This window comes from Cytobacillus purgationiresistens (genome assembly GCF_030813235.1).
GTDB classification, from domain to species: domain Bacteria; phylum Bacillota; class Bacilli; order Bacillales; family Cytobacillaceae; genus Cytobacillus; species Cytobacillus purgationiresistens.
On sequence record NZ_JAUSUB010000010.1, the window covers coordinates 119,976 to 141,285 of the forward strand.

The 21,310-nt window shown below is 38.2% G+C and carries 21 protein-coding genes and 1 riboswitch; of the genes, 11 read left to right on the forward strand and 10 right to left on the reverse strand.

What is annotated here, in order from left to right:
• Nucleotides 1-41: 41 nt before the first annotated feature.
• Nucleotides 42-153, forward strand: a riboswitch (TPP riboswitch).
• Nucleotides 154-271: 118 nt separating this feature from the next.
• The 5 genes from J2S17_RS13195 (at nt 272) to J2S17_RS13215 (ending at nt 3,415) form a co-directional block, all read left to right on the forward strand.
• Complete coding sequence (locus J2S17_RS13195) at nt 272-1,279, forward strand: ABC transporter substrate-binding protein (protein WP_307475552.1); 1,008 nt, start codon at nt 272-274, stop codon at nt 1,277-1,279.
• Complete coding sequence (locus J2S17_RS13200; protein ID WP_307475554.1) at nt 1,279-1,569, forward strand: thiamine-binding protein; 291 nt, start codon at nt 1,279-1,281, stop codon at nt 1,567-1,569. Before J2S17_RS13195 ends, J2S17_RS13200 begins: the two co-directional genes overlap by 1 nt.
• Nucleotides 1,569-2,336, forward strand: a complete 768-nt coding sequence (locus J2S17_RS13205) for an ABC transporter permease (RefSeq protein ID WP_307475556.1) — start codon at nt 1,569-1,571, stop codon at nt 2,334-2,336. The genes J2S17_RS13200 and J2S17_RS13205 overlap by 1 nt, the downstream gene beginning before the upstream one ends.
• Nucleotides 2,333-3,070, forward strand: coding sequence for an ABC transporter ATP-binding protein (locus J2S17_RS13210; protein WP_307475558.1), 738 nt, complete (start codon nt 2,333-2,335; stop codon nt 3,068-3,070). Before J2S17_RS13205 ends, J2S17_RS13210 begins: the two co-directional genes overlap by 4 nt.
• A gap of 87 nt (nt 3,071-3,157) precedes the next feature.
• Complete coding sequence (locus J2S17_RS13215) at nt 3,158-3,415, forward strand: hypothetical protein (protein WP_307475560.1); 258 nt, start codon at nt 3,158-3,160, stop codon at nt 3,413-3,415.
• Between the two features lie 71 nt (nt 3,416-3,486).
• On the opposite strand, the gene J2S17_RS13220 is transcribed toward J2S17_RS13215, so the two are convergent.
• From J2S17_RS13220 to J2S17_RS13230, 3 genes are read right to left on the reverse strand one after another with little or no spacing between them, the layout of a single operon-like run.
• Nucleotides 3,487-4,311, reverse strand: coding sequence for an MBL fold metallo-hydrolase (locus J2S17_RS13220; protein WP_307475562.1), 825 nt, complete (start codon nt 4,309-4,311; stop codon nt 3,487-3,489).
• An 18-nt stretch (nt 4,312-4,329) separates the two neighbouring features.
• Nucleotides 4,330-4,917, reverse strand: a complete 588-nt coding sequence (locus tag J2S17_RS13225; protein WP_307475564.1) for a hypothetical protein — start codon at nt 4,915-4,917, stop codon at nt 4,330-4,332.
• A complete protein-coding gene (locus J2S17_RS13230) occupies nt 4,892-5,428 on the reverse strand; it encodes an RNA polymerase sigma factor (protein WP_307475565.1) in 537 nt (178 codons plus the stop codon). The genes J2S17_RS13225 and J2S17_RS13230 overlap by 26 nt, the downstream gene beginning before the upstream one ends.
• 691 nt (nt 5,429-6,119) lie before the next feature.
• On the opposite strand from J2S17_RS13230, the gene J2S17_RS13235 reads away from it, so the two are divergent.
• Nucleotides 6,120-10,454, forward strand: coding sequence for a S8 family peptidase (locus J2S17_RS13235; RefSeq protein ID WP_307475567.1), 4,335 nt, complete (start codon nt 6,120-6,122; stop codon nt 10,452-10,454).
• A gap of 56 nt (nt 10,455-10,510) precedes the next feature.
• Here J2S17_RS13235 and J2S17_RS13240 read toward each other — a convergent pair whose 3' ends face one another.
• From J2S17_RS13240 to cudC, 3 genes are all read right to left on the reverse strand, one after another.
• Nucleotides 10,511-10,669, reverse strand: a complete 159-nt coding sequence (locus J2S17_RS13240; protein ID WP_307475569.1) for a YjcZ family sporulation protein — start codon at nt 10,667-10,669, stop codon at nt 10,511-10,513.
• Between the two features lie 49 nt (nt 10,670-10,718).
• Nucleotides 10,719-10,820, reverse strand: a complete 102-nt coding sequence (locus J2S17_RS13245) for a YjcZ family sporulation protein (RefSeq protein WP_307475570.1) — start codon at nt 10,818-10,820, stop codon at nt 10,719-10,721.
• Nucleotides 10,821-11,187: 367 nt separating this feature from the next.
• A complete protein-coding gene (gene cudC, locus J2S17_RS13250) occupies nt 11,188-11,715 on the reverse strand; it encodes a choline uptake/conversion transcriptional regulator CudC (protein WP_307475573.1) in 528 nt (175 codons plus the stop codon).
• Nucleotides 11,716-12,016: 301 nt separating this feature from the next.
• Between cudC and J2S17_RS13255 the strand changes: the two genes are divergently transcribed.
• The 3 genes from J2S17_RS13255 to J2S17_RS13265 are packed head-to-tail and all read left to right on the forward strand — an operon-like array spanning nt 12,017 to nt 15,015.
• Nucleotides 12,017-13,276, forward strand: coding sequence for a quaternary amine ABC transporter ATP-binding protein (locus J2S17_RS13255; protein WP_307475575.1), 1,260 nt, complete (start codon nt 12,017-12,019; stop codon nt 13,274-13,276).
• On the forward strand, nt 13,276-14,118 hold the full coding sequence (locus J2S17_RS13260) for an ABC transporter permease (RefSeq protein ID WP_307475577.1): 843 nt from the start codon (nt 13,276-13,278) through the stop codon (nt 14,116-14,118). Before J2S17_RS13255 ends, J2S17_RS13260 begins: the two co-directional genes overlap by 1 nt.
• Nucleotides 14,119-14,130: 12 nt before the next feature.
• Nucleotides 14,131-15,015, forward strand: a complete 885-nt coding sequence (locus J2S17_RS13265) for a glycine betaine ABC transporter substrate-binding protein (protein WP_370875013.1) — start codon at nt 14,131-14,133, stop codon at nt 15,013-15,015.
• A gap of 111 nt (nt 15,016-15,126) precedes the next feature.
• Here J2S17_RS13265 and floT read toward each other — a convergent pair whose 3' ends face one another.
• A complete protein-coding gene (floT, locus tag J2S17_RS13270; protein WP_307475581.1) occupies nt 15,127-16,662 on the reverse strand; it encodes a flotillin lipid rafts scaffold protein FloT in 1,536 nt (511 codons plus the stop codon).
• Nucleotides 16,663-16,677: 15 nt separating this feature from the next.
• Nucleotides 16,678-17,202, reverse strand: coding sequence for an NfeD family membrane protein (locus J2S17_RS13275; RefSeq protein WP_307475583.1), 525 nt, complete (start codon nt 17,200-17,202; stop codon nt 16,678-16,680).
• Between the two features lie 426 nt (nt 17,203-17,628).
• On the opposite strand from J2S17_RS13275, the gene J2S17_RS13280 reads away from it, so the two are divergent.
• Nucleotides 17,629-17,931 carry a hypothetical protein gene (locus J2S17_RS13280; RefSeq protein ID WP_307475585.1) on the forward strand — a complete coding sequence of 101 codons (303 nt, stop codon included), beginning with the start codon at nt 17,629-17,631 and terminating at the stop codon, nt 17,929-17,931.
• 67 nt (nt 17,932-17,998) lie between these two features.
• The gene (locus J2S17_RS13285) at nt 17,999-18,811 is read left to right on the forward strand and encodes a glycerophosphodiester phosphodiesterase (protein ID WP_307475587.1); all 813 of its coding nucleotides are present in this window, start codon (nt 17,999-18,001) and stop codon (nt 18,809-18,811) included.
• 29 nt (nt 18,812-18,840) lie between these two features.
• Here the strand turns inward: J2S17_RS13285 and J2S17_RS13290 are convergent, their stop codons facing one another.
• Complete coding sequence (locus J2S17_RS13290) at nt 18,841-20,298, reverse strand: UDP-N-acetylmuramoyl-L-alanyl-D-glutamate--2,6-diaminopimelate ligase (RefSeq protein ID WP_307475589.1); 1,458 nt, start codon at nt 20,296-20,298, stop codon at nt 18,841-18,843.
• A gap of 165 nt (nt 20,299-20,463) precedes the next feature.
• Complete coding sequence (gene tgl, locus J2S17_RS13295) at nt 20,464-21,198, reverse strand: spore coat transglutaminase TGL (RefSeq protein ID WP_307475591.1); 735 nt, start codon at nt 21,196-21,198, stop codon at nt 20,464-20,466.
• Nucleotides 21,199-21,310 lie beyond the last annotated feature (112 nt).

Genomic DNA, 21,310 nt, shown 5'->3' on the forward strand with positions numbered 1-21,310 from the left:
GGTGCCTGTCACCGCCAAAATTCGACAAATAATTTAATATTGAAGACATGTGGGGGGACCGGTTTGGCCGGTTGAGAATTCATCCGTTTTAGATGATAACCCTTTGAACCTGATCTGCTTCATGGCAGCGTAGGGAACATATTACATAACATTCATATGTTTGACGATATGCGCCCGGGTTTATTTCTCTGGGCGTTTTTTATTTTTCCAATCCTATTAGAAATAGGAAAAAACATCATACTAGAAATACATACTAAGGAGGATTGTCCACATGAAAAAATGGTTAGCAGCATTATCTGCTATATTCTTGCTGACAGCTTGTGGTGCTAATAATGATGATAATAAGTCATCAAACGGTAAAGGGGAAGACTTTGAAAAAATCACTTTTGTTCTAGATTGGACGCCAAACACGAACCATACGGGTTTATACGTTGCTCGTGAGAAGGGTTATTTTGCAGAGGAAGGGCTTGATGTCGATATCATCATGCCTGGTGATGCTGGTGCAGATCAGCTAATCGCCTCAGGGAAAGCGGACTTCGGCATCAGCTATCAAGAAGGAATTACACAAGCACGTGTACAAGATGTTCCACTTGTTTCGATCGCTGCTGTGATTCAACATAATACATCAGGCTTTGCTTCACCTGCTGAAAAAAACATCACCTCTCCTAAGGACTTTGCTGGAAAAACCTATGGTGGCTGGGGATCACCTGTAGAAGCATCTGTTATTGACTCTCTGATGAAAATAGACAATGCAGATGTCAATGATGTTTCTATCATGAATATTGGTGATACCGACTTTTTCACTGCCGTTCAAAGAGATGTTGACTTTACTTGGATTTATTATGGTTGGACAGGTGTAGAGGCTGAGCTGCGCGGGGAAGACATTAATATGGTCTATTTAACAGATTATACAGAGAAGCTTGATTACTATACGCCTGTTCTTGCAACAAATGAAAAGATGATCGCGGAGCAGCCAGAAGCAGTCCGTGCGTTTGTAAAAGCTGCAGAAAAGGGCTATAAATTTGCGATCAACAATCCTTCTGAAGCAGCAGATATTTTATTGGAAGCTGCACCAGATTTAGATGAAGAGCTTGTGAAAAAAAGTCAGGAATGGCTTGCGCCTCGTTATCAAGATGATGCGGCAAACTGGGGGGAGCAGAAGCTGTCTGTTTGGGAAAACTATGCAGAGTGGATGTTTGAAAATGAATTATTAGATAAGCCGCTAGAAGCAGACAAAGCATTTACAAATGAATTTTTACCTAATGAGGGGGGAAAATGATGGCAAACTCTTTAGTCAGCATACAAATCATTCCTAAAACGAAAAATGGCGAAGATGTTATTCCTTATGTTGATGAGGCGATTAAAGTAATTGAAGAAGCAGGTGTGAACTATGAGGTCCATCCATTAGAAACAACAATGGAAGGAGAGTTGCAGCAGCTTCTTGAGATCATAGCAAAAATGAATAAAAGAATGATTGAAATCGGCAGCAAAAATGTAATCTCTCAAATAAAGATTCTTTATCAGCCAGAGGGTATTACATTAGGGACATTAACGGAGAAATATCGTTAATGAAGAAGCAATTCTTGAAAGGGTGGAGTTCGTTATTTGTACTCCTCCTTTTATTCATTATTTGGGAAGTTGCCGTAAGACTAGCCGATACCCCCAGTTGGCTCCTTCCATCTCCCGCAGCCATTTTTACTGAAGCAATAACTGGATGGTCGAACTTTTCTATTCATTTACTATCAACTGTTCAATTAGCTTTACTTGGTTTCATTCTAGGGTCGGTATTTGGGCTTTTAACAGCAATGGTCCTTCACCTCGTTCCATTCCTAAGAGAAGCAGTCTATCCGCTCCTCATTCTGTCGCAGAATATACCAATTATTGTTCTTGCCCCACTTTTAGTCATCTGGTTTGGATTTGGGTTATTGCCCAAGCTTATTGTCATTACGCTTGTCTGCTTTTTCCCAATTACGATTGCAGCACTTGATGGGTTCAGACAAACACCTCAAGATCTCAAAACTTATATGATGATGGCGGGAGCAAATAGAAAACAGCTTTTTTGGAAGCTCGAACTCCCCTTTTCTCTCCCTTCCTTATTCTCAGGGATTAAAATTTCTGCAACCTACAGTGTGATGGGTGCAGTCATTTCTGAGTGGTTAGGAGCAAAAACAGGGATTGGTGTTTATATGACATTAGCTTCTTCCTCATTTCGCACGGACCGAGTCTTTGTTGCCATTTTTGCAATCATGCTCATTAGCTTGTTATTCTTCGCAATCATCCTGATTGCTGAACGAAAGCTTGTACGCTGGAGATCCATCGAGGGGGAGACAAAATGAAATTACTAACACTCGAAAGTATAGGAAAAAGCTTCGGTGTCAATCAAGTTCTTAATGATTTACAATTTACTATTGATCAAGGGGAATTTGTATCGATTATTGGTCCTTCTGGAAGCGGAAAAAGCACGATATTCAATATGATTGGCGGTCTGTTGACTCCTGATGAAGGAAGCATTGTCTTAAATGGAAAAAGGATAAATGGAAAACGAGGCAGTATTAGCTATATGCCACAGTCTTCATCCCTCCTACCTTGGAGAAGTATTTTAAATAATGTGGTGCTAGGTCAGGAATTACAAGGAGCAGTTGACAAAGATAAAGCGATCGCTATGTTAAAAAAAGCTGGGCTTGAACAATTTGTTCATGCTTATCCTCATGAATTATCTGGCGGAATGAAACAAAGAGCAGCTTTTATCCGGGCGCTATTAAGCCCCCAACCGCTCATCTTACTCGATGAGCCATTTTCAGCACTAGATGAACTGACAAGAGCCGACATGCAAAGATGGCTGTTAGATATCTGGGAACAGCATCAGCCAACCATTCTTTTTGTCACACATAATATAGAAGAAGCTTTGTTTTTATCTGATAAAATATTGATACTTTCTGAAAAGCCTGCAGCAATTAAAAAAAGCTATGATGTCCCCTTTCAAAGACCAAGAAATGAGGATTTATTTCTTGAAGAGACCTTTCTTCAAAGCAAAAAAGAGGTCTATCATTATTTAAAAAATGTTGATTAAACAATATATGCTTACTTCTTCCTATTTTCTAACTTGGAAATAAAAGGTATTATATTAAATAAATTACCTTTTAAAGGGGGAAGAACATTGAGAATAAAAATCTATGGATTCATCACGATATTATTCACCTTATCTGCATTACTTTTCTCAGCTTCAATCGCTGCTGAGGCACAGACACTAGGCTTGGAGAATCTTGCAGAGAATGAAGGTAATACCGTTGAGTACTCTGATGATATAGTCATAGACGCGGAAAAGGTTTGCTGGCATTGTACAAAATATAAAACATCTGGTTATTTTAAGATTTGCGTTGAGGGCTTTTGGAGTCCCATTTGCTATGACTTATGAAGCAAAACTCTCCAATTGTTAAACACTTCAATTACCAATAAAAAGAGGTGAAGCTATCGCTCCACCTTTTTTTATTCAATTCCAGATAATTCTCGTTTAATTACCTCAATATTTTCTTCATGACAGCCTTTAGTAAAACTAGATGGATAATGATGCATCTCGCCTAATCTGTCTATTTCATGTTCATCCTCATTTTTCACTGCCTGTATTAAAGAAGTTAGGTATTCATCTGCCATCTGGATCCTTCTCTTCATCTCACTTTGAGTGTATGCTGGCTTCCCATGCCCAGGAATAAGAAGCTGTATCTTATTAGCTTCAACTATTTCTTTTGATTTTTCCAGGGTTTGTTGGTAGGATACTGCACTGTCATTGATAAATGGCAATTCAAAATCTGATAAGTAATCTCCTGTTACCCAAACTCCTAGTGATTTAATCACGATAAATAAACCATCGCTCGTATGTCCTGGAGCTAAATAAAAGGTCAGTGTAGTTGAATCAAATTGGACTTTTTGACCATCAGTATGTATAACAATATCGAGTTTAGGATATTCAATTGGACATTCTCGATCAATATAATAGTCCTTGTCAAATTCATTTATTAATTGTACTTTTTTCTCCTTGAATGGATGATTTTCCATCCCAATACTTCCGATTACTGTCGCCCCTAAGAACGTTTGGTAACCAATAATATGATCAAAATCACCGTGAGTGAAAATTAATACTAATCTTTTATTCCCTTGTTTTTCATCTACTTCTTTTCTTATTTCATCCATTTCATTAGGAAGCATTGCAGGGTCAATCACGATAATCGCATCATTCGTTTCAATTACAGTTGATAAAACTTTGTATAAAGCACTTTGAAAAACAGCAATATGTTCATCTTGAAATATTTTCATCTCGTTCCCCTATCTGTTTCATTCCTTAAATCCATCTTGCATAGAAGTTAAAAACTTAGTCCTATCATCCTTAATTGCTTTGTAAAACACTTGTTCTGACCTTTTTTTATAGTATACCTCATTCTGTTCAACCCATATCTTCAATTCTATCGTTTGATCATTGTCCAATCGTATCAAGCAATCATAAGCAGGCGGATTTTCAGGTACATATGACACTCTCTTTCCATTATTCACTAAACTTGTGATGACATCAATCCAAGAATGATTGTCAGACGTACGGTGATCAATTTCATAATTATATTCTGTGGGTCTAAAGCTTTTTTCTGATCGAGATGTTGCAAGAATAGTCTCATCAATTGATGCAGATAAAAAAGGGCTAATCGCTTGTGTGTCCTTCCATTCAATATAGGTGAGCCCAATAAATATAGTAATAACAGCAATAAGCGCAGCGGAATGCGCAAGATGGATATACCCTCTTTTTTCTCTAGGTCTACATTGATTGATTTTTTCTTGGATTTTTTGAAAGGATTTATGCTTTTCTTCTATATCTCTATGCAGCATGTTTAGCTCTTTAAGTGACTCATCGATTTGAGAAAACTTCTTCAAAACTTTCTCCCCTTTTTTTCAATTCTTTTTTTAATGCTTTTAGAGCTCGTAAGGTCGTAATTCTTACTTTATTTTCATTCCAATTTAAGATACTTGCTGTTTCCTTTATGGAGAATTCTTTTATTTTTCTTAATACAATCACTTCTCGATAACTTAACCTTAGCTTACGGATTGCTTCATATAAAATAGTTATTTTTTCGTCCTTTATAAGTATCTCAACCGGAGATTGCTGATCTGGGTGAACATGGTTTTGTTCTATAGAAAGAAAGGTGAATTTTGTTTTTTTTCTTAAATAGTCAATAGCTGTATTTCTTGCGATTTTTATAAGCCATGTATATAGTTGCGACTCTTGATTAAATTGATTGATGCATTGAAATGCTTTAATAAATGTTTCTTGTGTTAAATCTTCAGCGGTAGCCCGATCATTAACTAAAAGGAATATATAGCTATAGATTTGATCACTATGCTTGTCATATATTTGGCTAAATTGATGATCACTGGCACTTACCATTACATAAAATCCTCCTTTTCAAATTCAAAGCTTAATAAAATTTAATTTTCTGAATGTTATTGTTAAAAATACCATAGACCTGAAAAAAATCTAGTGAGGTTTGTAACATCTTTGTTAAATATGGTTCTTTTTGACTCATGCTGCTGAAAAGGTAAGACTTCTGAATTATTTTTGATATTAAAAATGTTTTAGTTCTTTTTCAGTGAACCATTAAAGAAAATCATTATTAGGCTTCATTTCTCACTAAAACTCCCTACAAATGATCTGCTTTTACCCCTTCTTTTACAAAACTATGACATTCATCACAACTCCTATGCCCTCAAACTATTGACCTAAAAGAAATATGTCATATTTATTGCCCAATTACTAAATGCTTAATTTTCTAAATATTTTTAATTATCTCATAATACATAAGGCCTGCTAAGAGGGATTTTAGCTATTTTTTCAGTTTTTTTCGCTTTCATTTGCACTAAATCACCATCCGTTCTCTATTACGATTCACTCATTTTGTAAAAACGAACATATTATTCGACATAATCTGACAACTTTACGTTTTTTTATTAGCTAATGTTTAAGTAACGGAAGGGTTTCCCAATTGGCAGGCCCTTATAAGGAGGTGATTATTTTCTAAAAGGAGACGATTTACCAATCAGTAGGATTTAAAGGATTTACACTCAGGGAGGGGAATTTTTTGAAAAGAAGAGGAAAAAGTGGTTTTCGATGGCTTCAAATAATAATGATTGCATTCTTAATTGTCCCGCTTATGTTTCCAAGCTTCAGCCAAGCGGCAGGAAAAAAATCACCACATACTTCAGTGAGCCAATCGTCTGCTGAAATCGCTAAAAACAAAATTAGTAAAACCGTAACAAAGGAATTTGATGCGGAGGATAAAGTAACATTCTTAATTAAATTTAAAGAGCAGGCTGATACAACAGCTGCAGCGAAAAAGGCAACTAAAACTGCTGCTGCTCAAAAACAATCTGCTGCTCAGACTAAATATACAAAAAGATCTGCTGTCCTTTCAGAGTTAAGATCAACTGCAATTGAAACCCAAGGACAGGTAACTGATTTCCTTGAAAAACAAGAAAAATCCGGTAAAGCTAAAGACATTAAGTCATTCTATATTGTAAACGGAATGGCTGTTACCGCTACTAAGGAAGTAATGGAAAAGATCGCTGCTTTTCCAGAAGTAGAAAAAATTCTTCCAAATGAAACTAGGCAGCTACATAAACCTGATAAGGTAGATGAAGCACCTAAAGCTGAAACAAAAGCTGAAACAAATGCGATTGAGTGGAATATTGATCGCGTTGGTGCTCCCGCTGTTTGGGAAATGGGCATTGACGGAGCTGGAACTGTTGTAGCTTCCATCGATACTGGCGTGCAGTGGAATCACCCTGCATTAAAAGAACAGTATCGTGGGTTTGACCCAGCAAATCCAGACGCTCCATCACATGCATATAACTGGTTCGACGCAACAGCTGGTCAATCCGTTCCTTATGATGATCAAGGGCATGGTACACATGTAACTGGTACGATGGTTGGTGTGGAACCAAATGGTGCGAACCAAATCGGTGTAGCGCCAGGGGCTAAATGGATTGCTGTAAAAGCATTCACAGCTGCCGGCGGAAGTGATACCGATTTACTTGAAGCTGGTGAGTGGATTCTTGCTCCTAAAGATGCAAATGGAAATCCAAATCCAGCAATGGCTCCAGATGTAGTCAATAACTCTTGGGGAGGCGGCGCTGGTCTTGATGAATGGTATCGTCCAATGGTTCAAGCATGGCGCGACGCTGAAATCTTCCCTGAATTCTCTGCAGGAAATACTAGAATTGGAAATCCAGGAGGACCTGGTTCAATTGCTAACCCAGCGAACTACCCCGAATCCTTTGCTACTGGAGCAACTGATATCAATAATGGATTAGCAAGCTTTTCATTACAAGGACCTTCACCATATGCTGAAATCAAACCTGACATCGCGGCACCTGGTGTAAATATTAGATCTGCTGTTCCAGGCAGCAACTATGAAGGCGGATGGAATGGAACATCGATGGCAGGACCACATGTGGCAGCAGTTGCAGCACTTCTTCTTCAAGTGAATGCTAATCTATCTGTTGACGATATTGAAGAAATTCTAATGTCCACTGCTACACCATTAACAAACAGCACATTCCCAGAGTCGCCAAACAACGGATTTGGTTCTGGTTTAGTCAACGCATATGATGCTGTTTCTTCTATTGTATCTGGACTTGGCACACTTAAAGGTCAAGTAACAATGGAAGGCGAAGATAATGAAGCACCCACTTTTGAACATTCTGCTCCAGCAGAAACTTATGCTGGCATGGAATTGCCTCTAGAGCTTTCTGCAGCAGATAATATTAGTGTAACGAGTGTCACTCTTGAATATGTTGCAGCGGATGGCAGCACTAAAACAGTTGCAGCAGAAAGAACCTCTGGAAACTATAAAGCTGGCACATTTGCTGTCACCATTCCAGGTGAAGACATTGACGAACCTGCTTTATCATATAAATGGGTTATCAATGACTTCGGCAGCAATGAAGTAGTGTCTGATACCTATGAAGTAGCTGTGTTACCTGGCATTTCAGTTGGGTATTCTACAGATTTCGAATCTACTCCTACTGGCTGGACTTCATTTGGAACGAATAACAGCTGGGATTGGGGCGTTCCAACTACAGGACCAGGAAGTGCATTCTCCGGTGAGAAAGTGTTCGCAACAAACCTGACAGGAGATTATGCAAGCAGTGCAAATATGACACTTGTTATGCCTCCTATCGACTTGCCGGATGGTGCTAGCTATTTACAATTCAAGCAATGGTTTAACCTAGAAAGAAACTATGACTACGGCCATGTTTTTGTATCGACTGATAGGCAAAACTGGACGCAGTTAGTCCGAATCAATGATATTTCAAACGGCTGGATTGATGGCCAAGTTGATCTAAGTGCATACGAAGGTCAAAGAATCTATATTGGCTTTAATGTTACTACAGATGGTTCGGTTGTAAGACCTGGCTGGTACATTGATGATGTGTCACTTACTGACACTCCATTAAGCACAGCGAAAAAAGGCAATGTTGGTTTCGATGCTAAATCTAAAGCTGATGCTGACACTAAAGCAGAAGCGAAAGATAAAAAAGCAGTAAATGTAGATAAAATTCAACCTAAAGTAGATCAAAAAGCGGCAAGCTCTGCGAAAGATCAAAAAGCAGCACCAATGGCTCTTCCAGTCAGTGCGAAAGTAAGTGTATTAGAATCTGGACGATCCGTTAATACAAATCCTGCAGATGGATCTTATCAACTGATGCATGCAGCAGGCGACTTTACAGTACTTGCTGAATCCTATGGATTCAGATCAGCTACGCAATCTGTCAACATTGCGCCGGATGGCGAAGCAACAGCAAACTTTGTGCTCGATGAACTTCCTTCTGGTACCATCACAGGTACAATAACAAATGAAAGAACTGGTGAGCCTGTTGAAAATGCGACGCTTCTACTTGTAGAAGATGCAAAGGTGCAACCGGTAACTACTAATGAGAATGGCGAATACTCACTAACTGCTTACCATGGTGAATATACTTTAAAAGTAATGGCTTCTTCCTATCACAGTCAAGAGTTCACAGTCACACTTGATGGTTCAAATGTTGAACAAAATATTGAATTAAAACCATTTATCGGCTTCCCTGGCGAAATTGGATACGATGATGGAACAGGAGAAAATGCACGTGCATTCTATGATGCCGGCAATGGCTGGGCTGTAAAAATGTCTCTTGATGAAGGTCAAGACTCTGCAATGGTTACAGGCGGTTTATTCCGTTTCTGGGATACCTCATGGCCAACCCCAGGCGGTACTGACTTTAAAGTTGAAGTATATGACGCAAGCGGCACTGATGGAGCACCAGGTAAAAAGCTCGCTGGTCCAATTGATGCAACTGCACTTAGAACTGGCGAATGGACTCAAGTTGATTTAACTGGTGAAGGCATTGTGGTTGATGGAGACTTCTACATGGTTTACATTCAATCAAATCCTAATCCAAATACTCCAGGTCTTGCAACAGATGAAAATGGTCCAAATGCAGGACGCAGCTGGCAATTGGTTGGCGGTGCTTGGTCTCCTACTCCAACTGCTGAAGGCAACTATATGATTCGTTCAATCGTCAACTATGAGTTAACATCACCTGTTATTACATCACCAGCTGACGGCAGCTTTACCAATGAAGAAGTGGTGACTGTTGAAGGTAAATCAGTACCTAATGTTACAGTTAACATCATCAATAATGAAGAAGAAATTGCTTCAACTGAAACAGCTGATGATGGTACATTCTCTGTGGATGTAACACTGTCCGAAGGAGAGAATGTCCTCACTGCAACTGCAGGAACTGAACTTGGAACGACTGACCCATCAGAACCAGTGACAGTCATTCTTGATCAAACATTACCTGAATTAGCAATTACCAAGCCTGCAGATAATACGAAAACAAACAAAGAAACTGTCACTGTTGAAGGAACGGTTTCTGATGAAAATCTTGATACTGTTAAGGTAAATGGCAAAGAGGCAACTGTAACTGACGGTAAATATGCACAACGCATTCTATTGGATGAAGGTGAAAATGTCATTACCGTCACTGCAACTGATCTTGCATCTAATGAAGTAAGCAAGACTGTAAAAATCACTGCTAAGTATACTGCACCTGAAATTGAGAATCTTCTTCCGGGAGAAGATAAAGAGTTAAGTGCTGGGCAAACCGTTAAGATTGAATTTGATAGTGAGCCAGGTCTAAAAGCTACTTTCGCTATTAAATTGCCTTTAACTAACTTAAAATCTCAACCATCTAATGTAAATGATCTGCCAATCATGGAAACAAGTCCAGGTCATTATGTAGGATACTATACGGCTACTTCAAATGTTGTCGCACCTGGTGCTGAAATTGAAGTAAAAGTAAAAGACAGCTTTGGCAATGAAACACGCAAAGCTGCAGCAGGGAAACTATGGATTAACTCTCCAAAGAACTAATCTATTAAAAAAAGAGAGGATGCCTTCATTGGCATCCTCTCTTTTTTTAATTTTAATTATCTAAAACAAGCTGCACCAACAATAATTAACAGAATGAATAATACAACGATTAATGCAAAACCGCCGCCAAATCCACATCCGCCGCCGCCACCACCGTAGCCGTAACCACCGCAACCGCAACCTCCGCCACCGTATCCGCCACCGTATCCGTACATAGTAAGATCTCCTCCTATTTTTATTAATATTTAAATGACTTAATTTATATTAGCAACCGCCGTATCCCCAAGAAGCACCGATGATTACTAATAAAATGAACAATACAACTAGGAGAGCGAAGCCTCCACCATATCCAAATCCTTCTGACATTTTAAATTACCTCCTTTATTTGATTCTCTATATCCTATTCAGCTGACCCTATTTGTGCGATAGACGAATACACATTTTTAGGTCAATCAACCATGGGCTTATCCATCTTTCACCTAAGAATTCCTTATTTCATTTGTTATTCAAGGCTTTAATACTTTCATGACAAGTCATATTTCCCACGAAAAAATGGGCATTTTTATAGCTCTTGGTTCTGAAAAACCCTTTACTTCATCAAGAGACAACTGGATTGTATTCCTTCACTTAAATATTTCTTTTCGTCCATGAAAATGAAAAAAAAGTAACCTTAGCATTCATTTAAATGAACGCTAAGGTTACTTTATAAAAGACGGAAATGATCGTCTTTTTATTACTTCGAAACAAGGTCGAAAATTTCACCTGACTCGAAGCTATCGACAAGTCGATTCAGCCAATCATAATACTGCAATGCGTTGTGAAGCTTTTTAATATCATCACTAGCAGCCGCTTTAATCTCTTCAGTTACCTCTTTGGCTTCTAAAATTCTTTCCATTTCAAAGATTGATTTTTCAATGGCAATGATATTGATTGAAATGCTTGGCCTCCACTTAGTTGTAAATAAATCAACAAACGTTTGATGCCAATCTTCTTCTGCCTGGTATTGATCTTTACGGGAGCCTTTTTTCCAAACCTTCTCCACCATTTTCATCTCTTGTAAGCTTCGTACGGAAGTGCTCATACTGGTCTTACTCATCCCTAACTCTTCCTTCATTTCATCTAAAGTCATTGGATGGTCCTTAAAATAAAGCAACCCATATAATCTTCCAATCGATGGTGTAATCCCATACAAATTCATATTCTGTGAAATGGTTTCAATTACACGCTCACGAGCTCTATCAAGTTTTTCTTGTTCATTCATATCGTTTATCTCACACCCATTAACTTAATTGGATTAAGTTTAGAATCACTACTTTAATATGTAAAAAGATGTGATTCTCATTTCAGCTTACCATGATTTTCAATAAAGTAAAGAACTCAACACAATAGGAATATGGAGGAAACTAGAGGATTTATAAGAATTCACTTCGTTCAGTTCGTACAGTTTTTACTGTACGAACTAAACGGATGAATATGCTTGATTCTCCTCTTTGCTCTTGGACCTCTATAACTCCTACAATTAAGAGGTCGTATTTCACAGGTAAATAGAACGAGGTGAAAAAATGAAGGAAAGAAACATAAAAATCAGCGTGAAGGATGTCACGAAGATTTTTGGTAAGAATGCAAAAAAAGCCGTCCAATTATTAAAGGAAGGCAAAGACAAGAATGAAATACTTAAGAAAACCGGAGCAACAATTGGGGTCAACCAAGCACAATTTGATGTATATGAAGGCGAAATTTTCGTCATTATGGGCTTATCTGGAAGCGGAAAATCGACACTGGTAAGAACATTAAACAGATTGATTAACCCCACTTCAGGAGAAGTTTACATCGATGGCAAAGAGATAACCAAAATGCCAAAGGATCAATTAAGAGAAACCCGCAGAAAAAAAATCAGCATGGTTTTTCAAAAATTTGCCCTTCTCCCCCACCGTACGATTCTAGAAAATACTGAATATGGATTGGAAGTTCAAGGGATTGATAAGGTTAACCGTAAAGAACAAGCTATGGCGTCGTTAAAGCTAGTAGGTTTAGAAGGCTACGAAAACCAGCTCCCAAATCAATTGAGTGGCGGAATGCAGCAGCGTGTCGGTCTTGCGCGGGCACTTGCTAATGATACTGATATTCTATTAATGGATGAAGCATTCAGTGCACTTGATCCCCTTATTCGGAAAGATATGCAGGATGAATTACTTGATCTACAAACTTCAATGTCAAAAACCATTGTATTTATCACCCATGATTTAGATGAAGCATTAAGAATCGGTGATCGTATTGCATTAATGAAAGACGGTTCGATTGTTCAAATTGGAACGCCAGAAGAAATTCTAATGAACCCTTCAAATCAATATGTTGAAAGATTTGTTGAAGATGTAGATCTTTCAAAAGTATTAACAGCCAATCATGTAATGAAAAGAGCTGAGACAGTTCAAGTTGATAAAGGACCTCGAGTCGCTTTACAAATGATGAAGAAATTAGGCATATCCAGTATTTATGTGGTGGATAAGAGAAAAACACTGTTAGGAGCAATAACAGCAGCTGATGCTAAAGAGGCAGCCGAAACAGGAAAGACCTTGAATGAAATACTGGACATGAATATTCAAAAAGTAGGCGGAGAAACACTGCTGACAGATTTATTTGATCAAGTCTCAACGGCTACAATACCTGTCGCAGTAGTAGATGTAACCAACCGGATCCAAGGAATACTTGTAAGAGGTGCGGTAATTGGAGCACTCGCTGGTAATAATGATGCGATTAATGATTTTGAACATAATCCAACTGAATTTACCTCTGAGAAACTTTCTAAGGAGGTGCAGAACTAATGGAAGGACTGTTACCAAAACTTCCAATCGCACAATGGATTGATGTTTTTGTGGATTGGCTCACTGTCACTTTTGCGGTTGTTTTTGATGGTATTACGATCGCATTAGAAGGAATTGTCGAAGGAATGAATTCCTTACTCTCCTTCATCCCATCTTATATTTTTATGATTATATTAGCTCTTATCGCATGGAAAATAGCTAATAAAGGCATCGCCCTATTTACAATAATAGGTTTGTTCTTAATAGATAATATTGGTTATTGGTCTGGCATGCTTCAAACACTTTCGTTGGTGGTTACTGCCGTTATTATTTCTATTTTAATCGGATTACCTTTAGGTATATGGGCTTCTCAGAAAAATGCAGTACGGCAGGTTATTACACCAATGCTTGATTTCATGCAAACAATGCCTGCATTTGTATACTTAATCCCAGCCATTTTCTTCTTTAATATTGGGGTTGTTCCTGGAGTGGTTGCGTCTGTTATTTTTGCAGTACCGCCGACAATCAGGCTAACCATCTTAGGTATCAAACAAGTCCCAGCAGATATCATAGAAGCAACAGAAGCATTTGGTTCAACAACAGGTCAACGCCTCTTCAAGGTACAGCTTCCATTAGCTATGCCGACAATTATGGCTGGTATAAACCAAAGCATCATGCTTGCCTTATCAATGGTCGTGATTGCATCAATGGTAGGTGCACCTGGACTCGGTGCGGATGTTTACCGTGCAGTCACTCAAATCCAAATTGGAAAAGGTTTTGAGGCTGGTCTTGCAATCGTGGTCATGGCCATTATTCTTGACCGGATTACACAACATATAGGTGTTAAAAAACAAAAAAACTAGGGGGAAATGAACATGAAGAAAAAATGGTTATCTTTTTTAATGGTTCCGGCAATTGCTGTAGGATTAGCTGCATGTGGATCTAATGATGAAGTAGACGAAAATGCTACAATCGGAGATCAGGTAGATCATAAAATTATCGGTATTGATCCCGGTGCAGGAATTATGAAAGCAACAAATAACGTGCTTGATGAGTATGAATTAGATGATTGGACGTTGGTTGAAGGATCTGGAGCAGCAATGACTGCTTCTTTGAAAAAAGCATATAACCGGGAAGAGCCAATTATCGTTACAGGATGGAGCCCTCACTGGAAATTTTCTGAGTTTGATTTAAAATACTTAGAAGATCCAAAAGGAACTTTCGGTGATAAAGAGAATATCCATAGCATTGCAAGAAATGGACTTGAAGAAGATCATCCATCTGCACATAAAGTGCTTGAACAGTTTAACTGGCCGGAAAGTGCCATGAATGAAGTGATGGTTAAAATCACTGATGGTGAAGATCCTGAGCAAGCTGCTTCTGAATGGGTAGAGGCGAATCAAGATATGGTCTCTGAATGGACAGATGGTGCCAAAGAAGTTGATGGCGATAAAATCACTCTTGGATATGTCGCTTGGGATACAGAGATTGCCAGCACAAATGTTGTTGCAACAGTCTTAACTGACCTAGGCTATGATGTTACTTTGAGTCAAGTTGAAGCAGGCCCAATGTGGGCTGGAGTGGCTGAAGGAAGCCTTGATGCCCATATCGCTGGCTGGTTACCTTTAACACATGCTGATTACTATGAGAAATTCGAAGGCCAATTTGAGGATCTTGGATCAAATCTTGAAGGGACAAAAATTGGTTTAGTTGTTCCTGAATATATGGATGTTAAATCAATTGAAGACCTAAAAGAATAAGTCATTATTAGAAAACACCTGTCATGAATGGCAGGTGTTTTTTACATAGTAACGTCGTCGATCAAACAAGGAAAAGAAGCCGAATTACTAACGGCTTCTTTTTTACAATACTTATTCCTCTTTTGCTGCAACAGTCTCATTGCTAGTCTGATCCTTCAGTTCATAAGTCAATTGATTGATGCTTTCTTTAATATTTGATTTACCTGAAAAGCTTTCTAAAAGTTCTTTCACATCCAAGCCTGAGGACGCCTTCAATGATTCCTGCATCGTCGCCATCAAATTTGTCGCATAACCAGTTACTTTATTAGCACCGCCATTTTTCCCATCACTACCCGTATCGACTACCGTAATTTTATCAATATTTGATAATGGGCTTGCGACTTCCTTCGCATATTGCGGCAACATTTCTAATACCATATCCATTATGGCTGCTTGACCATACTGTTCGAATGCTTCAGCGATTTTTCGTTTAGCCTCCGCTTCTGCTAACCCTTTCAGTCTAATAACATCCGCTTCAGATTCCCCTTGAGCCCTTTGTGAATCTGCTTTTGCCAAACCATCTGCACGGACGCGTTCAGCATCCGCTCTTGCCTCTGCTTCTATTCGATATTGGTTTGCATCAGCTTCTGCAATTTGCTTACGTTTTTCTGCCTCGGCTGCCTGCTCTACAGAATAACGATCGGCATCTGCTTTCTTCTTAACCTCAGAGTCATATTGACGCTCTCTTCTCAAAATCTCTTTTTCTTCGAGTTCAATTTGCTTTTGTCTTTCTATGATCTTAATCTGCATCTCATGCTCTGTTACTTCCTGCTTGGCACGAGCGGTTTCTAAATCATACGCTTGGTCAGCTCTCGCTTTAGCGATATCTTGATCACGTCTATAATCAGCCATTTTCATTTGATTTTCTTTCTCAGCCTCGGCAATTTCTGTCGCACGCCCTAACTCTGCTCGCTGTGCATCCTTATCTGCCTCGGCGCGCTTAATACGCGTCTCTTTCTCCGCATCTGCTGTAGCGATATCCGCATCTCTTTTAACTTGGGCAATTCTAGGTTTACCTAGTGAATCTAAATATCCATTTTTATCACGCACATCTTTAATCGTAAATGAAACGATAATAAGACCCATTTTTGCAAGATCCTGTGATGCTACACGCTGTACTTCTTGCGAAAACTTATCCCGATTCTTATAGATTTCTTCTACAGTCATAGAACCAAGAATCGACCTTAAATGCCCTTCTAATACTTCCTTCGCTTCATTCTCTCTATCTTCCTTAGATTTCCCTAGAAACTGTTCAGCAGCAGTAGCTATTTCACCAATGGACCCGCCGATTTTAATAATAGCTGTTCCATCTGCCATTACCGGTACGCCTTGCTCTGTGTATACTTCTGGTGTAGAAACTTCAAGCTTGCTGGAAAGTAAACTAAGCGGCTCTGCTTGCTGGAATACTGGAAGTACAAAAGTTCCTCCACCGCGAATGATTTTTATACGGTTTCCTGCTTCATCTGTGTGCACTGTTTTATTGCCTAGATAACTCCCTGTGACAATTAACGCTTCATCCGGACCTGCAGTTCTATATTTTGTTACAAATACCCCTAATAATGCGATAATTAAAAATGCGACAATTCCTATTACAACCCAAATGATCATAATTGTTCCCCCTACCTACAAATTTTCATGTTTCATGACGATTACTGCGCCACTTTTTGTCTCTACAACTAAAACCTTCTGACCTTCCTCAATCTCATTGTTATCTATACTTGCTGCTGTTTTAGATATTCTGCCAGAATAACTTTCTATTAAAACCTCACCAAAACCATCTCTCGGTATTGGAAGAATGACTAAACCCACTCTTCCTCTTAACGAGTCTTCAGTGTAAGCGAGTGATTCTTCCGCAGATGACATAGGAATAAGAACAAACACATTCAAAAGAATATCTAAGAGCAATGCAATTCCAGCCGCAATTAATGCAATAATAAGACTATTAATAGATGTGAGATACTCCAATATAAAACCTGCTGCCGACATAAAAGTAATGAAGGCAAGAATTAAGACAGGATTTAAAAACCCTGCTGCTTCGCCAATTCCTTCAACGATATCCCCAAAAAACAAATATAAAATAATAAGACTGCCAGAAATAATTAAAGCGTATAAGTAAATCGTTTCAATAGGTAATCCAAATAATTCCATATGCATGCATCCCTATTCATAAATAAATTTTTGGCGCAAGCTCTAAACCTTTATATACCTGAACTCATTCAAGCTTCTCAAACTCATCAACTTAACACTCCTTTCAATAATAAGCTTTAGTTTTTTAACTCTATACCTTTATTACGAATGAATATAGAAAATGTTTCATTTTTATTGTTTTTTTCCAATTTCTTTTTGATTTTCATCTGAAGCAAAAGTATTAAGTATTTAACCCATCATTTATGAGGAAATTTTGATTGTATTCTTCTTTTACGACTAAAATCCTTGGGTCTTTAATCCCCAACAAACTTGTTTGCTGAAGTTTCTTTGCTGGTCTATGACCTTTCTATGTATTCTTGGCATCATTTACAATTTCCAGCATAAATTGTTTAGCAGAAAACAGATAATTTGGAGGGAATTAAATCTTTGACCAGAGTCGAGAAATTTCATGCAGCATCTAAAAACCATTTATCTAAACTAGCTATTATCTTGACCTTCTCAATTATTGCAATATTGATCAGCCTCTACTTTTATGCTAAAACTCAAATTGTAATTGAAACACCACAACAAGATCTTGGAGAAAAGGTGGTTGTAGAACTGCCTAGCGGCAAGCGTGTATTCACCTACGAAAACCTTGTTGTCCAAGAAGATGATAAGTTACTTTATAAAGGCGAAAGAAATACGCTTGATTTAACAGGCGGTGTTGTAATCTATAAGGACTGGAAGTAGCAGCATACCATTTGACAACGGAATAAGTATCACATATTATAAGCAAAACATATGAGGAGAAATTCATTTGAAGTTACTAAAGACATTGATGGCTTCGACCACTTCTAAGCTTTCTGCCATTACCAAAACAAAGCAACCGGATAATCATCCCTACCTATTTAAAAAAATAGCTCATCGTGGAGCGGCAGGTTACTGTCCAGAGAATACTTTTGCTGCCTTTGATCAAGCCATTGCAATGGGAGCAGATTATTTAGAGCTCGATATACAGCTGACAAAGGATAAACAGATGGTTGTTATTCATGACCCAACGATTGATCGTACTACGAATGGAAAAGGCAGAGTGAAAGATTATACGTTTGCTGAATTACAGAAATTTGATGCAGGAAGCTGGTTTTCTCAAGAATTTAAAAACGAAAGAGTTCCTTTATTTAAAGACGTACTAGCTAGATACTTACATCGAGTCGGGCTTTTAATCGAATTCAAAAAACCTTCCTCAAACGAAGGAATAGAAAAAAAGCTTGCTGAAGAGCTCATAAAGTTGCCACTAGACCAATTTGATCTTCAACATATCATTGTACAATCTTTTGATCTTGAATCATTAATGCGAATGCATGCTCATCTTCCGCAAATCCCGATAGGTCTATTAATTAATTATCCACTTCATAAACAAGAAATCATTCGTTTTTCCAATCAGGTGCAATATTTAAATCCAAAATGGTCAATGGTCACTCCCAAACTTTTGAAAGCCATTCATGATGAAGGTATGCATTCTTTTATCTGGACTGTTAACACACCAAGAGAATTCAATAAAGTTAAGGGATATCCAATCGATGGTATTGTCACAAATGACCTGGATTTATTCCAACAAGAAAAAGGCTAATGCAATTTTTAAGCATCTAGCCTTTTTCTTTATTTATGTGTTTCATCATTACTTCCTTTTAAATAATTGAGCGTATCTATATCGCAATCAGTGCCAAGCTGAAAATGACTCTTATATCGCTCTGGTCCCTTCCCAGTAATAAAGATCCAATCACCTTCCTCAGCTATTTCCCATAGGGTTTGGATGGCCAAGGTTCGATCCGGAATCACTTGTCCGTTTGGAAATGATCCATGAAAAGCTCTAAGATCCTCTAGCATATCTTCTTTTGACTCCTCATTTAAGTCATCCATCGTTAAAATAAATAGATCACTATATTTAGCAGACACCCGTATCATGTCTTCCCGTTTAGATCGGTCACGTCCACCACGGAACCCAAAAATATGATAAATATTGTTGGCTTTTTGATATTTCGCTGTTTGAAGACAATACTCAAAGGCATCCTTTGTATGTGCGTAATCTACAACAAACCGGGCGCCATGTTCGTTGAAAACTGATTCAAACCGACCAGGCACACCGGAAAACCTTGCAAGAGCAGCACGTATTTGCTCTGGCTTTAAACCAATTCTTAAACTAGTTACAAAAGCCATTGCTGCATTGTTGATATTATGAATGCCTTGGAGTGGTAAAAGAATTTTATAGTTTTTTCCTAAATGTTGAACAGTAAATGAAGTCTGACCATTCATTTGAATGTTTCCAATAAGGTACTCACCATCTGAGCCCACTAAACTCTGCGGAATACTCTCGTCTAACTCCCTAGCTAATAACTTTCCCCATTCATTATCCACATTAATAATGGACTCTCCCTCATCTTTTAACAATTTAAAAATCTTCTTCTTTTCATAATAATAATCATTCATATTGTGATGATAATCCAAATGATCATGGGAAAGATTAGTAAATAAAGCGAAATCCAATCTTATGCCTTCCGTTCTTGATTGATTGAGAGCATGAGAAGATACTTCAATAATGACAAACTCATCATTACTTTCAAACAATAAGCGCTGTAATTGAATCGCATCCGGTGTTGTATTGGATGAAGTGATCGTCTTATTATTTATGATATTAGAAACCGTTCCGATCAATGAGCAGGTCCTTCCTACTGACTGCAGAATATGTCTGATTAAATACGAGGTCGTGGTCTTCCCATTTGTACCAGTAACTCCAATCACCTTATGTTTTCCTGACGGATATTGATAAAAAAAGGCAGCAAGTTGACCGAGTGCCACTCTAGAATCTTTCACCTGAAAATAGGGAATAGGCAGCTCCTTCTCTAAATCCATTTCCCCTACAACTGCAATCACACCGTTCTGAATGGCCTCATCAATAAATTGATGACCATCACTATTTGTACCTTGAATCGCTACAAATAGATAGCCTGCTTGTACATTTCTAGAATCCAATTCTATCCCCATGATCGTTTTGTCTATAAGATTGATCTCGCTCCCCCTCCTATCCTTAAGGATGGCAGGTATATCGATTAATCTCATCTTGTGTTTTCTCCTTTGAATAGAAGCTCGCATCACTGTAGCAGATTTAAAAATAGTTCTATTGAAAGTAGGATAATAATCCTCTACTTTTTTTATTCCCAGAGGCAAAAAAAATATGCCCATAACGGGCAACATGCGAACAGGAATGTTTTTCTATAAATAATATTAATTCAAAACTTTTTTCGAAAATTGCGCTAAATACTTTGCATTCAGCCGACTATGCTGTGAGATTAAATACGCTGATCTTGTTGCCCCATCTTTTCTTAGCGTATTAAGAGCCTCAATCATTCCCTTTTCTGTCTCCAGTCCGACGCCATGACCAAAATATTGATCATTACCCAAATAGACTGCATTCTCTCCTGTCCATATCGGATGTTTAAAATCAGGATTATAAAAATAAACAACATCTCCAGGAATAAAATCTCTGCCTACTCGCGTATCAATTCCTAAATCATGATCATAATTCCAATCCCAGACAAGCAGCCCTTGAAAAAGGGTATTAAACCTACTGACCGCAATAGAATCAAGCACAGCTTTATAAAAAAGAAGAACGATTGCAGTAGAGCATTCAAAAGAATATTCCTTGCTATTTAAAAACACATCACGAATAGCATCCGAAGGCATAATAAAAGGCTTCAATAAATATCCATATTTTGTTTTCGTCCAAATTTCTGGATTAAATTTAGAATGGTCAAACGGTGCAAATTCAGCTTGACTTTCATGTAGCTGTTTTGCAGCCCGTATAAGATTTTCCCTTAAAAGTAATTCAAATAAAAGTTGATGTAAAGTTTCGTATTGATGAATTTCCTTGCTCGAATCTAACGCCATATATATTTCCCTTTGAATCCCGCTCAAACGGTTCACATCTGGCTTAGGTGAAAATTGAACAAAAACCGTCATCATTTCCCCTCCTATTAAGAATGCGAAGGGCCTTGTTCAGCCCCGACAAGCATAAGACGCATAGGAAATGGAGGTTGGGTTTCGCCTCCAATTCCTATGTGGCTTATGACCT

Excerpts from the sequence above, each read along its gene's own strand:
- J2S17_RS13195 (WP_307475552.1), top strand. The coding sequence starts at position 272 with ATGAAAAAATGGTTAGCAGCATTATCTGCTATATTCTTGCTGACAGCT.
- cudC (WP_307475573.1), bottom strand. The coding sequence starts at position 11,715 with ATGAATGAACAAGAAAAACTTGATAGAGCTCGTGAGCGTGTAATTGAA.
- J2S17_RS13255 (WP_307475575.1), top strand. The coding sequence starts at position 12,017 with ATGAAGGAAAGAAACATAAAAATCAGCGTGAAGGATGTCACGAAGATT.
- J2S17_RS13200 (WP_307475554.1), top strand. The coding sequence starts at position 1,279 with ATGGCAAACTCTTTAGTCAGCATACAAATCATTCCTAAAACGAAAAAT.
- J2S17_RS13210 (WP_307475558.1), top strand. The coding sequence starts at position 2,333 with ATGAAATTACTAACACTCGAAAGTATAGGAAAAAGCTTCGGTGTCAAT.
- J2S17_RS13230 (WP_307475565.1), bottom strand. The coding sequence starts at position 5,428 with ATGGTAAGTGCCAGTGATCATCAATTTAGCCAAATATATGACAAGCAT.
- J2S17_RS13290 (WP_307475589.1), bottom strand. The coding sequence starts at position 20,298 with ATGAGATTAATCGATATACCTGCCATCCTTAAGGATAGGAGGGGGAGC.
- J2S17_RS13275 (WP_307475583.1), bottom strand. The coding sequence starts at position 17,202 with ATGGAATTATTTGGATTACCTATTGAAACGATTTACTTATACGCTTTA.
- floT (WP_307475581.1), bottom strand. The coding sequence starts at position 16,662 with ATGATCATTTGGGTTGTAATAGGAATTGTCGCATTTTTAATTATCGCA.
- tgl (WP_307475591.1), bottom strand. The coding sequence starts at position 21,198 with ATGACGGTTTTTGTTCAATTTTCACCTAAGCCAGATGTGAACCGTTTG.
- J2S17_RS13220 (WP_307475562.1), bottom strand. The coding sequence starts at position 4,311 with ATGAAAATATTTCAAGATGAACATATTGCTGTTTTTCAAAGTGCTTTA.
- J2S17_RS13265 (WP_370875013.1), top strand. The coding sequence starts at position 14,131 with ATGAAGAAAAAATGGTTATCTTTTTTAATGGTTCCGGCAATTGCTGTA.
- J2S17_RS13245 (WP_307475570.1), bottom strand. The coding sequence starts at position 10,820 with ATGTCAGAAGGATTTGGATATGGTGGAGGCTTCGCTCTCCTAGTTGTA.
- J2S17_RS13240 (WP_307475569.1), bottom strand. The coding sequence starts at position 10,669 with ATGTACGGATACGGTGGCGGATACGGTGGCGGAGGTTGCGGTTGCGGT.
- J2S17_RS13260 (WP_307475577.1), top strand. The coding sequence starts at position 13,276 with ATGGAAGGACTGTTACCAAAACTTCCAATCGCACAATGGATTGATGTT.
- J2S17_RS13205 (WP_307475556.1), top strand. The coding sequence starts at position 1,569 with ATGAAGAAGCAATTCTTGAAAGGGTGGAGTTCGTTATTTGTACTCCTC.